This window comes from Enterobacter sp. 118C5 (assembly GCF_034107645.1).
Classification (GTDB): domain Bacteria; phylum Pseudomonadota; class Gammaproteobacteria; order Enterobacterales; family Enterobacteriaceae; genus Enterobacter; species Enterobacter nematophilus.
The window spans coordinates 884,160-897,905 of sequence record NZ_JAWNEU010000001.1 but is presented as its reverse complement, the minus strand read 5'-3'; the positions used below and the strand labels follow the sequence as shown (position 1 = coordinate 897,905).

13 protein-coding genes are annotated in these 13,746 nt (G+C 55.5%); 4 read left to right on the top strand and 9 right to left on the bottom strand.

Translation table 11 applies throughout. The features are described 5' to 3' along the window. Positions 1–170: 170 nt before the first annotated feature. Positions 171–887, bottom strand: coding sequence for a two-component system response regulator RstA (gene rstA, locus UTO39_RS04185; RefSeq protein WP_028012938.1), 717 nt, complete (start codon positions 885–887; stop codon positions 171–173). A gap of 128 nt (positions 888–1,015) precedes the next feature. Here rstA and UTO39_RS04180 point away from each other — a divergent pair, with 128 nt between their 5' ends. Next, positions 1,016–1,351: a GlpM family protein gene (locus UTO39_RS04180; RefSeq protein ID WP_151413865.1), complete on the top strand. Its 336-nt coding sequence runs from the start codon at positions 1,016–1,018 to the stop codon at positions 1,349–1,351. Here UTO39_RS04180 and folM read toward each other — a convergent pair. The 3 genes from folM to ydgH all read right to left on the bottom strand — a co-directional run bounded on the left by folM (position 1,348) and on the right by ydgH (position 4,623). Continuing rightward, positions 1,348–2,070, bottom strand: a complete 723-nt coding sequence (folM, locus tag UTO39_RS04175; protein ID WP_320726551.1) for a dihydromonapterin reductase — start codon at positions 2,068–2,070, stop codon at positions 1,348–1,350. The genes UTO39_RS04180 and folM overlap by 4 nt on opposite strands. 39 nt (positions 2,071–2,109) lie before the next feature. Next, entirely contained in the window at positions 2,110–3,492 is a 1,383-nt protein-coding gene (locus tag UTO39_RS04170) for an amino acid permease (RefSeq protein WP_151413863.1), read from the bottom strand. Between the two features lie 186 nt (positions 3,493–3,678). After that, positions 3,679–4,623: a DUF1471 family protein YdgH gene (gene ydgH / locus UTO39_RS04165; RefSeq protein WP_028012941.1), complete on the bottom strand. Its 945-nt coding sequence runs from the start codon at positions 4,621–4,623 to the stop codon at positions 3,679–3,681. 535 nt (positions 4,624–5,158) lie between these two features. Between ydgH and pntA the strand changes: the two genes are divergently transcribed. The 3 genes from pntA (at position 5,159) to UTO39_RS04150 (ending at position 9,303) form a co-directional block, all read left to right on the top strand. After that, positions 5,159–6,688, top strand: a complete 1,530-nt coding sequence (pntA, locus tag UTO39_RS04160) for a Re/Si-specific NAD(P)(+) transhydrogenase subunit alpha (RefSeq protein ID WP_320726550.1) — start codon at positions 5,159–5,161, stop codon at positions 6,686–6,688. Between the two features lie 10 nt (positions 6,689–6,698). Then, positions 6,699–8,087, top strand: coding sequence for a Re/Si-specific NAD(P)(+) transhydrogenase subunit beta (pntB, locus tag UTO39_RS04155; RefSeq protein WP_013096868.1), 1,389 nt, complete (start codon positions 6,699–6,701; stop codon positions 8,085–8,087). A gap of 106 nt (positions 8,088–8,193) precedes the next feature. After that, complete coding sequence (locus tag UTO39_RS04150; RefSeq protein WP_320726549.1) at positions 8,194–9,303, top strand: mechanosensitive ion channel domain-containing protein; 1,110 nt, start codon at positions 8,194–8,196, stop codon at positions 9,301–9,303. Positions 9,304–9,343: 40 nt separating this feature from the next. Here the strand turns inward: UTO39_RS04150 and uspE are convergent, their stop codons facing one another. From uspE to abgT, 5 genes are all read right to left on the bottom strand, one after another. Beyond that, positions 9,344–10,294, bottom strand: a complete 951-nt coding sequence (gene uspE / locus UTO39_RS04145) for a universal stress protein UspE (protein ID WP_028012944.1) — start codon at positions 10,292–10,294, stop codon at positions 9,344–9,346. A 109-nt stretch (positions 10,295–10,403) separates the two neighbouring features. After that, on the bottom strand, positions 10,404–10,586 hold the full coding sequence (locus tag UTO39_RS04140) for a hypothetical protein (protein ID WP_014883604.1): 183 nt from the start codon (positions 10,584–10,586) through the stop codon (positions 10,404–10,406). 146 nt (positions 10,587–10,732) lie between these two features. After that, positions 10,733–11,485, bottom strand: coding sequence for a fumarate/nitrate reduction transcriptional regulator Fnr (fnr, locus tag UTO39_RS04135; RefSeq protein ID WP_006174991.1), 753 nt, complete (start codon positions 11,483–11,485; stop codon positions 10,733–10,735). Between the two features lie 183 nt (positions 11,486–11,668). Continuing rightward, positions 11,669–12,184: a methylated-DNA--[protein]-cysteine S-methyltransferase gene (gene ogt, locus UTO39_RS04130; RefSeq protein ID WP_028012946.1), complete on the bottom strand. Its 516-nt coding sequence runs from the start codon at positions 12,182–12,184 to the stop codon at positions 11,669–11,671. 10 nt (positions 12,185–12,194) lie between these two features. After that, complete coding sequence (gene abgT, locus UTO39_RS04125; protein ID WP_320726548.1) at positions 12,195–13,721, bottom strand: p-aminobenzoyl-glutamate transporter; 1,527 nt, start codon at positions 13,719–13,721, stop codon at positions 12,195–12,197. Between the last annotated feature and the right edge of the window lie 25 nt (positions 13,722–13,746).

The following is a 13,746-nucleotide window of genomic DNA, read 5'->3' as shown; positions in this document are numbered from 1 at the left end:
TGTGGGCTTATAGCCGGCCCGGTGCGGCTTAAAGGAGAGAACGTCTGAATATTTATTATGGATTAGTTCGCGCGCTTAGCAAGTTAATTGTTGCGTAAACGTATAAATTAACGCGCGAAAGAAAGGACTTCTACGCATAATGCCTTCATTTCGCGCACGTTATCTTTTTATCAGGTTTCCCAGGCGTGCGGGGCAAACAGATAACCCTTATTACGCACGGTTTTAATGCGGTAGGGCTCGGTGGCGTTATCCTGCAGTTTTTTGCGTAATCGCGAAATCGCCACGTCAACGCTGCGATCCATTCCGTCATAGCTCACGCCACGGAGGTTTTTCAGCAGCGCGTCGCGGTCCATGATTTGCCCGGCATGCGTGGCCAGCTCCCACAGCAGGTCAAAGTCTGCGGTAGAGAGGGCGATAAGCTCGCCGGAAAGCAGGACCTGGCGGTTAACCGGGTCTATAGACAGCGTACCGAAGCGCAACGCTTTGTGCGGCGTCAGAGACGGCGCGGGCGCTTCGCGTTCAATGCTGGCGTGCTGGCGCAAATGCAGGCGCAGGCGGGCCAGCAGGACGGCAGGCGGTGTGGTTTTCAGAATGTAATCATTGGCGCCCATTTCCAGCGACAAAATATGGTTCATATCGCTGTCCAGTGAGGTAAGCAGAACGATAGGGCCGTCCCAGCGGGCGCGCAGGTCCCGACAGAGCGTCATGCCGTCTTTGCCTGGCAGCATGATGTCCAGCAGCACCAAATCCGGGTTTTCACGGACGACCACCTCTTCGGCACGGTCGCCGCGAGGCTCAACAATGACGTCCATATCATGTTTACCCAGATAGGCGGCGATCAATTGCCCGACTTCGGGTTCGTCTTCAACATATACAATCTTATTCATACAGCGTCTGTTTTCGTGAAAAAAGCCAAAATACACCGCGGAACCTTAACCTTCCATTAATCTTTCAAAATTAACGCCGCTTCCGTTATTCTGGCTCCTGGTGTTACTTGATTGTTATAGGGAAAAATATGGGGCTGGTGATCAAAGCCGCGCTGGGGGCGCTGGTGGTGTTACTGATTGGCATTCTGGCAAAAACCAAAAACTACTATATTGCCGGGCTGATCCCGCTGTTCCCGACCTTTGCGCTGATTGCCCACTATATTGTGGCCTCTGAACGGGGTATGGAGGCGTTACGTACGACCATTGTGTTTGGCATGTGGTCGATCGTCCCCTATTTTCTCTACCTGCTTTCCCTGTGGTATTTCACCGGTTTTATGCGGCTTCCCCTGGCGCTGGGCGGGGCAGTGGTCTGCTGGGGACTCAGCGCCTGGGTGTTAATATTCTTCTGGAGCCGCTTTCACTAGCGCAGCGGGCGGCCGCCGTCCACGGCAAAGGTTCTGCCGGTGACATAGCAGCTGGTGAGGAGGTAATCCACAAGGTCGATTACCTCTTTCTCGCCGGGGGCAATTTTCATCAGCGACTTATTCAACGCCTGCTGGCGGTACTCCGCATCATCGTTTTCGTTAAACAAAATCATCGCCGGGGCGATGGCGTTCACCTTCACCTCGGGCGCGAGCTTGCGGGCAAAGGAGCGCGTCATGTTGTCCAGCGCGGCTTTGCTGGCCGCGTAGGCGATATGCTTGTCGCTCCCGCGCTCCACCACATAATCGGTAAAGTGAATAATGTCGCCCGCCGCATGCCCGTGGCCGCGCAGCAGATCCTGCAGCGCGTGGTTGAGCAGATAAGGGGCGTTAACGTGGATCTGCAGCATGGCGGAGAGCGTATCGCTGAGGGACGTACCGGGCTTCTCGGCACACCAGGCGCTGGCGTTATGGATCACGGCGCGCAACCCCATCGCGGTGGATTTAACCTGTTCGGCAAAGGCCAGAATGCCTTCGTCGGTGGAAAAATCAGCCTGAATGCAGACCGCTCCGGCTTTGCGCAGCCCCTCAATCGACGGGTATTCCGTACGGTAGCTGACAATGACCGGATGGCGAAGGTTGAGAAAGTGATGGGCGAGGGCGAGGCCGATACGGCGGCCTCCACCGGTGATCAGTATTGGGCGAAGCGGTGCATTTCCCATCGTATTCTCCTTTACAGTTCAACAATGGGAAAGACAGTGCTATCCCATTAACATCCAGGTTGCCGGTACGGCAGCAACCAGTAACAGCCCGATTAAGGCCATTTCACGGCGTTTCAGCGCGTTCTCCAGCTGATGCGTGCGGCGGGCGTAGATAAACACCAGCAGGCCCGGCGCATACAGCACTACCGACAGCAGCAGATGCATCGGCCCGGAAGCATACAACAACCACAGACCGTAAATACAGGCCCCTACGCCCACAACATAGTGCACCGGACGCGTGGCGATTTTTAACAAATACGCACCCACTAAGAAATAGGGTACCAGAATCATCTCTGAGGCGATGGTCAGCAGGGTGTTATAGTCTGAACCTGTGAGCCAGATCAGCACCAGACAGACCTGAACGCTGATGTTGGTCAGCCAGAGTGAGGCAGATGGCGCATTATTTTGGTTTTGACGGGCAAACAGGCGTGGAAACGCCTTGTGCGTCGCGGCCAGGAACGGCACTTCAGCCGCCATGATGGTCCAGCTCAGGTAAGCGCCGCAGACGGAGACGATCAGCCCTGCGGCAATCACCACGTCGCCCCAGGGGCCGAGCATTTTCACCATCAGGCCTGCCATGGACGGGTTACGCATTTCGGCCAGTTCAGGACGCGCCACCACGCCCAGCGACAGCAGCGTCACCAGCAGATACACGCCCAGCGCCGCCAGGACGGCCAGCAGCGTGGCGCGGCCCACATCGCGCTTATTACGCGCGCGGGCAGAAACCACGACGGCACCCTCAACGCCGATAAACACCCACAGGGTAATCAGCATCGTGTTTTTCACCTGCTCCCAGACCGGAACGCCCAGCGCAATGCCGCTGAAATCAAGCGAAAACACGTCGAGACGAAACGCGATAAAGGCCAGCACGATAAACAGGCCAAGCGGCACCAGTTTCGCCAGGGTCGCCACCAGGTTGATGCTGGCGGCGGTCTGGACACCGCGCAAAATCAGCCAGTGTACAATCCACAGCAGCACCGAGGCGCCGACGATGGACTGCCAGGTATTGCCGTCGCCAAACAGGCGCAGCTCAGGGGTATCGGTAAAGAAACTGAGCGCCGAGAAGACAATCACCAGATAAGAGACGTTGGCGATGACCGCGCACAGCCAGTAGCCCCAGGCGGAGCAGAAGCCAATCAGCTCGCCGAAACCTTCACGTGCATAGGTGAAAATTCCGCCGTCCAGATCCGGGCGAACGCGGGTCAGCAGCAGCATGGCGAACGCCAGCAGCAATATCCCGACACCGGTAATGCCCCAGCCAATGAGCAGGGCGGCCGGGCTTGCGACGGCCGCCATGTTCTGCGGTAAACTGAATACGCCCGCACCCAGCATTGAGCTTAAAACGAGTGCAGTCAGAGCACTCAGGCCAAGTTTCTTTTCCATTGGCTTCCTGTTATGAAAAGTCCCAATCCAGAATAATTATTTCGCTAAGGCGCATAAAAATGGTGGATCACACTAAGGCGCGGGATTTTACGGAGTGTAACGAGAGCATGCAATGATGTGTGGCAGAAATTCGAAAAAAGTAACAAAAAAAGGCGGCATTGCGCCGCCTTTCGCCAATGGTTTTTGTTACTTATACAGATCGGCGCTGATGGTCACGTTGTTACCACGTTCCTGCCACTGGCGGGTGATGTGGTAATACTTCGCCCCTTTCTTCGCCGCACGCTTCGCGACCTGGTATGAGACTTCCGTCATGTTGCCGTAGTTGCCGGTAAACTTGATGCTGTCGAACGGCACCATCTGCGCGGCAGTGGCTTTGTTCAGCTCTTCAATTTTGGTGCCGTCCGGCAGCGTCACGGAGTAACGGCCACCTTTCGTGGACTGCGTTTCAAAGAAACGGCCCACTTCAGCGCTTGGTGCCGCAGAGGTCGCTACGCCTGGAATTTCAACTTTCTTCGCTTCTTCGCCGCCTTTGGCTATCGCCGCGCGACCCGCTTCAGAATCCGCAGGGATGGCATCCGGGCTCTGCAGAACGCGTTTTTTCGCATCTTCTTTGTAGATGAATGCGGTAATGCGCTGGTTGCCGCCCTGGTTAGCATCCACCTGACGCACGATATAGAAAGAGTAGGCACCTTTTTCTTTCGCGGCTTTGGTGATGGCATCGTTCACTTCAGGCTGGCTGCGATAGAAGCCCTGAACGGTAACGGTGTCGTAAGGTTCCAGCTCAATGGCCTGATCTTTCGGCAGCTCAACGATACCGTTGATTACGCGGTTTTTCGGCGCGTCAGCCTTTGGTGCATTATCTTTATACAGCGCAATGGTCACGCGCTGGTTACCGCTGTTGCCGTAATCGGACTGGTCAACAACGTAAAAGGAGGCCGCCCCGTTTTTATCCGCGGCTTTTGATGCGGCGGCGACGGCATCGCCAATAGAATTATAACGACCCACAATGACCGTATGGTCAAAAGGTTTTAACGCTGCCGCTTGCTCCGGCGTTAACTCTGTTGCGGCATTCGCAGACAGGGCGGTCGCACAGAGAAGTGCGGACGCCAGGAGTGTGTTCTTAAGCTTCATAAAAATAATCCTTCGCCTTGCGCAAACCATGTACTGGTGTTGTTGTTAATTTGAGACGGTCCCGATTATGGCATTTAAAACCCGTCGCTGTCTGCGCCATTTTTCACTGCCTGTGCTCACTGAATTACCGAATTCGATAACATTTAGTGATATGTTGAAAAAACAGGCGTTTGACAAGCAAAACTGATAAAGCATATGACTTTTACAAGTTAATTTAATGTTAATAACTTGTTCTTTTATGGCGCTATATCATGTTTTTACCGCTTCGCTTGCGCTATTTATCGGTTCTGGCGATGAATTTAAGGTAAATATCACTGTCAGTGACGCCGATCGCTTATTTTTCGCCGATAAAGTAAGAAATAGTGTTTTCTGGCGGTAGATCACAAGCGCTATTTTCAGTAGGTTATAGACAGTTTGTTACTGTTTTATTTTGCGGGGCTACTCATTTCTCGTCGCTATCAAGCTGGCGAAAATTGATACAAACCGCAGGCATTTATCGACAAACCATCATCAAAAACCGATGGAAGGGAAAACTATGCGTATTGGGGTACCAAAAGAACGGTTAGCCAATGAAACCCGCGTAGCGGCAACACCGAAAACGGTGGAGCAACTGCTTAAGCTGGGTTTTACCGTCGCGGTTGAAAGCGGCGCAGGCAAGCTGGCGAGTTTCGATGACGAGGCCTTTATTCAGGCTGGCGCGGAAGTGGTGGACGGTGCTGAAGTCTGGCAGTCGCCAGTGATTCTGAAGGTCAACGCGCCGGAAGAGAGTGAGATTGCGCTGCTGAATCCAGGCACCACGCTGGTGAGCTTCGTCTGGCCTGCACAAAATCCTGAACTGATGGAGAAGCTGGCGGCCCGTGGCGTGACCGTGATGGCGATGGACTCCGTGCCGCGTATTTCGCGCGCGCAGTCGCTGGATGCGCTGAGCTCCATGGCAAACATTGCCGGCTACCGCGCCATTGTTGAAGCCGCCCACGAATTTGGACGCTTCTTTACCGGCCAGATCACCGCGGCGGGGAAAGTCCCACCGGCGAAAGTAATGGTGATTGGCGCGGGCGTGGCGGGTCTTGCCGCAATCGGTGCGGCAAACAGCCTGGGCGCTATCGTGCGCGCGTTCGACACCCGTCCCGAAGTGAAGGAACAGGTTCAGAGCATGGGGGCCGAATTCCTTGAGCTGGACTTTAAGGAAGAAGCGGGCAGCGGTGATGGTTACGCGAAAGTGATGTCCGAAGCCTTTATCAAAGCCGAAATGGAACTCTTCGCCGCGCAGGCGAAAGACGTCGACATTATTGTTACCACCGCGCTTATTCCGGGTAAACCGGCGCCGAAGCTGATCACCCGCGAAATGGTCGACTCCATGAAGCCGGGCAGCGTGATTGTCGACCTGGCGGCGCAAAACGGCGGTAACTGCGAGTATACCGTTGCCAATCAGGTGACCACGACCGCTAACGGCGTGAAGGTGATCGGCTATACCGACCTGCCTGGCCGCCTGCCAACCCAGTCGTCTCAGCTGTACGGCACCAACCTGGTTAACCTGCTGAAGCTGCTCTGCAAAGAGAAAGACGGCAACATCACCGTCGATTTTGACGATGTGGTGGTGCGCGGGGTTACCGTGGTGCGCGAAGGTGAAATTACCTGGCCTGCGCCGCCTATTCAGGTTTCAGCCCAGCCTCAGGCTGCGCCGAAAGCGGCACCAGAGCCAAAAGAACCGGCTAAACCGTCTTCTCCGTGGCGCAAATACGCCATCATGGCGCTGGTCATTATTCTGTTCGGCTGGCTGGCTGACGTCGCGCCGAAGGAGTTCCTCGGCCACTTTACCGTCTTCGCACTCTCCTGCGTAGTGGGTTACTACGTGGTGTGGAACGTTTCCCATGCGCTGCACACGCCGCTGATGTCGGTGACTAACGCTATCTCCGGGATCATCGTGGTGGGGGCGTTGCTGCAGATTGGGCACGGCGGCTGGATCAGCTTCCTGAGCTTTATCGCGGTGCTGATCGCCAGTATCAATATTTTCGGTGGTTTCACCGTGACTCAGCGCATGCTGAAAATGTTTCGTAAAGGCTAAGGGGTAGCATATGTCTGGAGGATTAGTTACAGCCGCATACATTGTTGCTGCAATCCTGTTTATTTTCAGTCTGGCGGGGCTTTCCAAACACGAAACGTCTCAGCAGGGAAATAACTTTGGTATCGCCGGGATGGCGATTGCGCTGATTGCCACCATCTTCGGGCCGGATACCGGCAACGTGGCGTGGATCCTGGTGGCGATGATCATCGGCGGCGCGATTGGTATTCGCCTCGCGAAGCGCGTTGAAATGACCGAGATGCCGGAGCTGGTGGCGATTCTGCACAGCTTCGTGGGTCTGGCGGCGGTGCTGGTGGGCTTCAACAGCTACCTGTATCACGAACCGGGCATGGAGCCGATTCTGGTCAACATTCACCTGACCGAAGTGTTCCTCGGCATCTTCATCGGTGCTGTGACCTTCACCGGTTCTATCGTGGCGTTCGGCAAGCTGCGCGGTAAGATCTCTTCTAAACCGCTGATGCTGCCTAACCGTCACAAGCTGAACCTGGCGGCGCTGGTGGTGTCGTTTGTGCTGCTGGTGGTCTTCGTGCGTACCGAAAGCGTGGGCCTGCAGGTACTGGCGCTGCTGGTGATGACCATCATCGCGCTGGCGTTTGGCTGGCATCTGGTAGCATCCATCGGCGGTGCGGATATGCCGGTGGTTGTCTCGATGCTGAACTCCTACTCCGGTTGGGCAGCGGCGGCGGCAGGCTTTATGCTGAGCAACGACCTGCTGATCGTCACCGGTGCGCTGGTCGGTTCTTCCGGTGCCATCCTGTCTTACATCATGTGTAAGGCGATGAACCGTTCGTTCATCAGCGTTATCGCCGGCGGCTTCGGTTCTGACGGTTCTTCTACCGGCTCTGACGAAGAAGTGGGCGAGCACCGTGAGATAAGCGCGGAAGACACCGCAGAGATGCTGAAAAACTCGCATTCTGTGATCATCACCCCGGGCTACGGCATGGCGGTGGCGCAGGCGCAGTATCCGGTGGCGGAAATCACCGAGAAGCTGCGCGCGCGCGGTATCAAGGTGCGCTTTGGTATCCACCCGGTGGCGGGGCGTCTGCCTGGACACATGAACGTGCTGCTGGCGGAAGCGAAGGTGCCATACGACATCGTACTGGAGATGGACGAGATCAACGATGATTTCGCCGACACCGACACCGTGCTGGTTATTGGCGCTAACGACACCGTTAACCCGGCAGCGCAGGACGATCCGCGTAGCCCAATCGCCGGGATGCCGGTTCTGGAAGTGTGGAAGGCGCAGAACGTCATTGTCTTCAAACGCTCCATGAACACCGGCTATGCTGGCGTGCAGAACCCGCTGTTCTTCAAAGAGAACACCCACATGCTGTTTGGCGACGCCAAAGCCAGCGTGGATGCGATTCTGAAAGCGCTGTAATTCGCTTTCTCCTGACAAACCGCCCTTCGGGGCGGTTTTCCTATTTCTGCGGTCAGCTTTTCTCCTCTGTCTATACTTTACCCTTTGTGTAATACGAGGAGGTGTAATGCAATTTTTGTCCCGCTTCGACATCATCGCGCTGATGATGACGCCAACGTTCTGGATAGGCGTCGCCACGGTTGTCTTTGTGACGCTGCTGGTGTACTGGCTGCTGACGCGCCTGATCGCGTTCGTTAAGAAAGGCATCACCACCTGGGGCGACAAGCACCCGACCACCAACCGGATGCGCTTTATCCTGACCGATATGCTTAACCGCACCAGCCGCTTCCTGCTGTTTGTGGTGGCGCTGCTCTTCAGCCTGCGCTTCGTTGACTTACCCGATCATCTTTTTAGCACCGTCAGCCACGCCTGGTTCCTTGTCTTCGCCATCCAGGTGGCGCTGTGGATGGATCAGGGGGTGGTGTCGTGGCTTCGTCACGTCATGCTGGCGCCCGGAAGCCATAAAAACCCGGTTACGCTGGTGATCACGGGACTTATTCTCCGTGCCATCGTCTGGTCAGTGATGCTGCTGTCTATCCTTGCTAACGCGGGCGTCAACATCACTGCTCTGGTTGCCAGCCTTGGGGTAGGGGGGATTGCCATCGCCCTCGCCGTACAAACAATCCTCAGCGACGTGTTTGCCTCACTCTCTATCGGCTTTGATAAGCCGTTCGAAATTGGCGATTTCGTGGTGTTCAACGACGTGGCGGGGACGGTAGAGCACATTGGCCTGAAAACGACCCGTATCCGCAGCCTGAGCGGGGAGCAGATCGTCTGCGGCAACGCCATTTTGCTTCAGCAGACGCTTCACAACTACAAGCGCATGCAGACGCGCCGCATCGTCTTCACCTTTGGCGTTGCCAGCGACACGCCGCCCGATAAGCTGCGCTACGTAGGGGATATGGTCAGGCAGATCATCACCGATGTCGGTGAGACTAAATTCGATCGCGCCCATTTTCTGGGATTCGACCGCGACCGCCTGACGTTTGAAGTCGTCCATATTGTTAATACCGCGGATTACAACAAATACATGGACATCCAGCAGGAGATCAATATCCGTATTCTTGAAGGGCTAAACGCCCAGGAGATTAAGCTGGCGCTGCCCAGCATGGTATTGCACGCGCCGTGGATGCAGGAGGATTCAGGTGAACAGCCTAAGCCGGTAATGGAGAGCTGATGAAAAAAGCCCGCCGGAGAGGCGGGCTTTTCTATTTACGTTAATCGTCTTCCGGGTCGTCCAACTCAATCGGCGTCTGATACTCATCCGGCTTGATGACCAGCAGGTCACAGCGCAGATGGTCGATCACCTGTTCGGCAGTGTTGCCGAGGAAGGCGGCAGAAATACCGGTCCGGCCAATGGTCCCCAGGACCACAATCCCGGCCTGCAGATGCTCGGCTAAATCCGGGATCACCTCTTCAGGCAGCCCTTTTTCCACGTGCGTCATGTTCTCGTCAATGCTGAACTTCTGGCGCAGCGCTTTCATCGCCAGCAGATGCTGACCGCGGATCGCGTCGTTATAGACGCTAGGGTCAAATTCCGGCAGCTCAATGGCGATATTGATCGGGGTAACCGGATAGGCGCCCACCAGATGCACTTCGGTATGGTTAACCTGATCGGCAAGCTGGATGGTCTCCTTCACCAGCTTCTCGTTAAGCGAATTGTGGTAATCCTCTTCGCTCGCGAGATTCACCGCCACAACGGCTTTCCCGCCTTCAGGCCACGGCTGGTCTTTCACCATCCAGACCGGGCAAGGGCATTTGCGCAGCAGATGCCAGTCGGTCGGGGTGAAGATCACGGACTCCAGCTTGTCGTGCTGGTGCGCCATCTTCAGCAGCAGGTCGTGCCCACCGGCAACAACTTCCTGGATAATGGCTTCAAAAGGTCGGTTATGCCAGACCACTTTTATATCAATAGGCACACCCGCTTCCAGGTAATACTTCGCCTGTTCACGGATCCACGCGGTACGCTGGCTGATGACGCCCTGACGCATAGCGGTGCGCTCGTCAGGCGACAGAAGGGTGGTCATCTCATACGAGAAGTCATAGATCGGCAAAAACGCTTTGATTTTGCCACCAATCCGTTGATGTAAATACACAGCGCGTCGTAATGCCGGCTGATCGTCCTGATTCGGATCGATAGCTACCAGCATGTTTTGATACTTGGCCATACAGGTCTCCTTACTACTGTCACCACAGTCTGTAATTAAAAGAGTAACCTATATATCCTGAATGAAACAGAGGTGAGCTTTTGCCAGATCAATAATTCATGAAAATTTATCAGAGGAAAAGCACGGTGGTTGTCACTGCGATAAACGCAATGAACAGCAGCACCATCACCGCTATCGCAAAGGTCGTGGAATCCTGAACGTAGGTTTTTTCCTCCCCCTTCATCGGGCCGACCAGCATTATCCAGATGAAGATAAAGGTCACTGAGGCAATCACGACTGAAACGAAAAACAAACTTTCTCTCAATTCATAACCTCAACGACAACCTTTCAGGCGCTGTGTGGGGACGAGCTACGGTGAAAATGTCTTAAAGCGGAAGCGATTATACCAGACCAATAAATCACGTGAATTTATCAGTCTGGTTATCAACATGCGGAGAGTTACGCCACGTTACGGGCGTGTCCGGCAAGAACGGCCAGCGCTTCGCCGTTTTCGATAGTGATGTATTTACCCTTAACGGCCAGCATTCCGCTCTTCTGGAAACGGCCCAGCAGACGGCTGATGGTTTCAACGGTCAGGCCCAGGTAGTTACCGATATCGCCACGGGTCATGGTCAGACGGAACTCACGCGGCGAGAAACCGCGCTCGGCGAAGCGGCGGGAGAGGTTGTAGATAAACGCGGCCAGACGCTCTTCTGCATTCTTTTTGGAAAGCAGCAGAATCATGTCCTGGTCGCCTTTGATCTCACCGCTCATCAGACGCATCATCTGCTGACGCAGGTTAGGCATCTTGCCGGACAGATCGTCCAGGGTTTCAAACGGGATTTCGCAAACCATAGAGGTTTCGAGTGCCTGAGCAAAGCTCGGGTGGTGGCCAGTGCCGATGGCATCAAAGCCCACCAGATCGCCTGCCAGATGGAAGCCGGTGATCTGCTCATCACCCTGTTCGGTGATGGTGTAGCTCTTGATGGTGCCAGAGCGGATAGCATAGAGCGATTTCAGTTCGTCTCCCGCTTTAAACAGCGTCTGCCCTTTCTGAATAGGCTTTTTGCGCTCGATAATGTTATCAAGCTGATCGAGTTCATGCTCATTCAGGGTAAACGGGATACAGAGCTGGCTGATGCTGCAATCCTGGCAATGGATAGCACAACCGCCAGACTGAATGCGTCGTATAATTCGCTTTTCCGGGATCATAGGTTTGCTCAAGCCTTAATTGATATTGGTCAATTTTAACATCTTTTTGGTAAGTACGTAAGCCTGACAAACCCTCAATAAGGACAAGAGACGGCAACGTGTTGCCATCTTCTTGAAATTCCACAGCTTGATTATGGATTTTTAGCCTAACCGGTAGAAAATTAAGCACAAAAAGCCTGGGATCTACAGCAAGAGATACCCTTCGTGACGCAGTAACCACTCCTTGCGCTGCACCCCGCCGGCATAGCCGGTCATGGTGCCGTTGCGGCCAATGACCCTATGGCAGGGCACCACAATGCTGACCGGATTAGAGCCATTGGCGGCACCCACCGCGCGTGCGGCGCCTGCGCGGCCTAGCTGCTCCGCGAGCTGGCCGTAATGCATGACCTGTCCGCACGGTATCGACCGCAGCGCCTGCCACACTTCCCGCTGAAAAGGCGTGCCCGCCGTGGCGGTCGGCAGAGTATCGATGATGCTGAGATCGCCTTCAAAATACGCCGCAAGCTTGTCGCTCAGCCCGCCCGGGTTGGTGGCGCTGATGCGTTCATAACCCTGTGCGCGGTAATGAATATCAAGCAGTTCCTCCATGCGGTCGCTGTGCTCTTCCCACTCAACGGCGCGCAGGCAGAACTGCTCGTCCGCGATCACCCACAGCGGCCCGAGCGGCGTCGCAATTTTATCTTCGAGTAATCTCAGCATTTTCAATCCTTTAGTTCAGCCTCGGGTATATCCCCGGCCCAATCGGCAGGCCGACAAGATACCATGCCACCAGCATCACCAGCCATACCCCTAAAAAGATAAGCGGGTAGGGTAAAACCAGCGAATAGTAGGTACCCAGTCTGGCCTCGGGCTTATAGCGCTGCAGGAAGCCTAAAAACAGCGGAACGAAAGGTGAGACGGGCGCCAGCGGGATCACCGAGGAGTCCGCGATGCGGAACAGGATCTGGGCAAACGCCGGGTGGAACCCGAGCATCATAAACATCGGCACGAAGATCGGCGCCAGAATTGACCAGATGGCGGAGCCGCTGGCAATAAACATGCACAGCAGGGATGACAGCAGCGCCAGCCCGACAAACGCCGGCACGCCGCTTAGCCCGGCAGCCTCCAGCGCATCGGTCAGGCCCACGGCCATAAACTTGCCCATGTTGCTCCAGTTAAACATCGCCACAAACTGCGCCAGCGGGAACACCATCACGATAAAGCCCGCCATCTCTTTCATCGGCTCGATCATCAGCTGCGGCAGATCGCCCTGACGGCGGATTTTGCCGGTAGCGATACCGTAGGCGAGCGAAACGACAAAGAAGAAGAGAATAATCAGCGGCACGATGCCCTGAATAAACGGCGACGGCAGGACGGTATGCTTAACCGGATCGCGCAGTATGCCGTTTTCCGGCACCACCATCAGCGCCACCAGCGCGATAAACGCCAGCGAGACAATCCCGGCCACGCGCAGGCCGAAGCGCTGCTCTTTGCTCAGCATCTCCAGCTTTTCATCGCTACGGCCTTCCCATTTGCCCAGACGCGGCTCGATGATTTTATCGGTAATCAGCCCGCCGACAATCGTCAGGACGATCACCGAGCTCGCCATAAAGTACCAGTTGTCGATCACGCTGACGTGCATGGCCGCATCAATGGTTTTCGCCGCCTCCGTGCTGATGCCCGAGAGCAGCACGTCGGTGGTGACGATCAGCAGGTTGGCGGTAAACCCGCAGCCCACGCCCGCAATGGCCGACAGCAGGCCCGCCACGGGATGACGCCCGACGGCGAGAAAGATCAGCGCCCCCATCGGCGGCATAATCACCAGCGCGGCGTCGGACGAAATGTGGCTGAAGAAGGCGATAAACAGCACCATGTAGCTGGCGTAGCGCGCGCTGACGTGGGACGCCATTTTCACCATCAGCGCGGGCAGCAAGCCCACGCGTTCCGCCAGCCCGGCGCCCAGCACCAGCGCCAGAATGGCACCCAGCGGGGCGAAACCGCTGAAGTTTTTGATGACGTTCGGTAAAAACCAGTGCAGCCCGTCAACGCTGAGCAGGTTTTTCACCGCCACCAGGCTGCCGTCAGCCGGGCTACGTACGCTCACGTCAAAGGCGGAGAGCACGGCGGTGGCGACCATCAAAATCACAATTAAATAGATAAACAGCAGGAAAGGGTGCGGTACTTTATTGCCGATCCTTTCAACCCAGCCATAGAGCTTACCGGATGGGGAATGCGAAGGTATGGATGACATACTCATGGGCGTTCCTCGGGAGTGTTGTGTT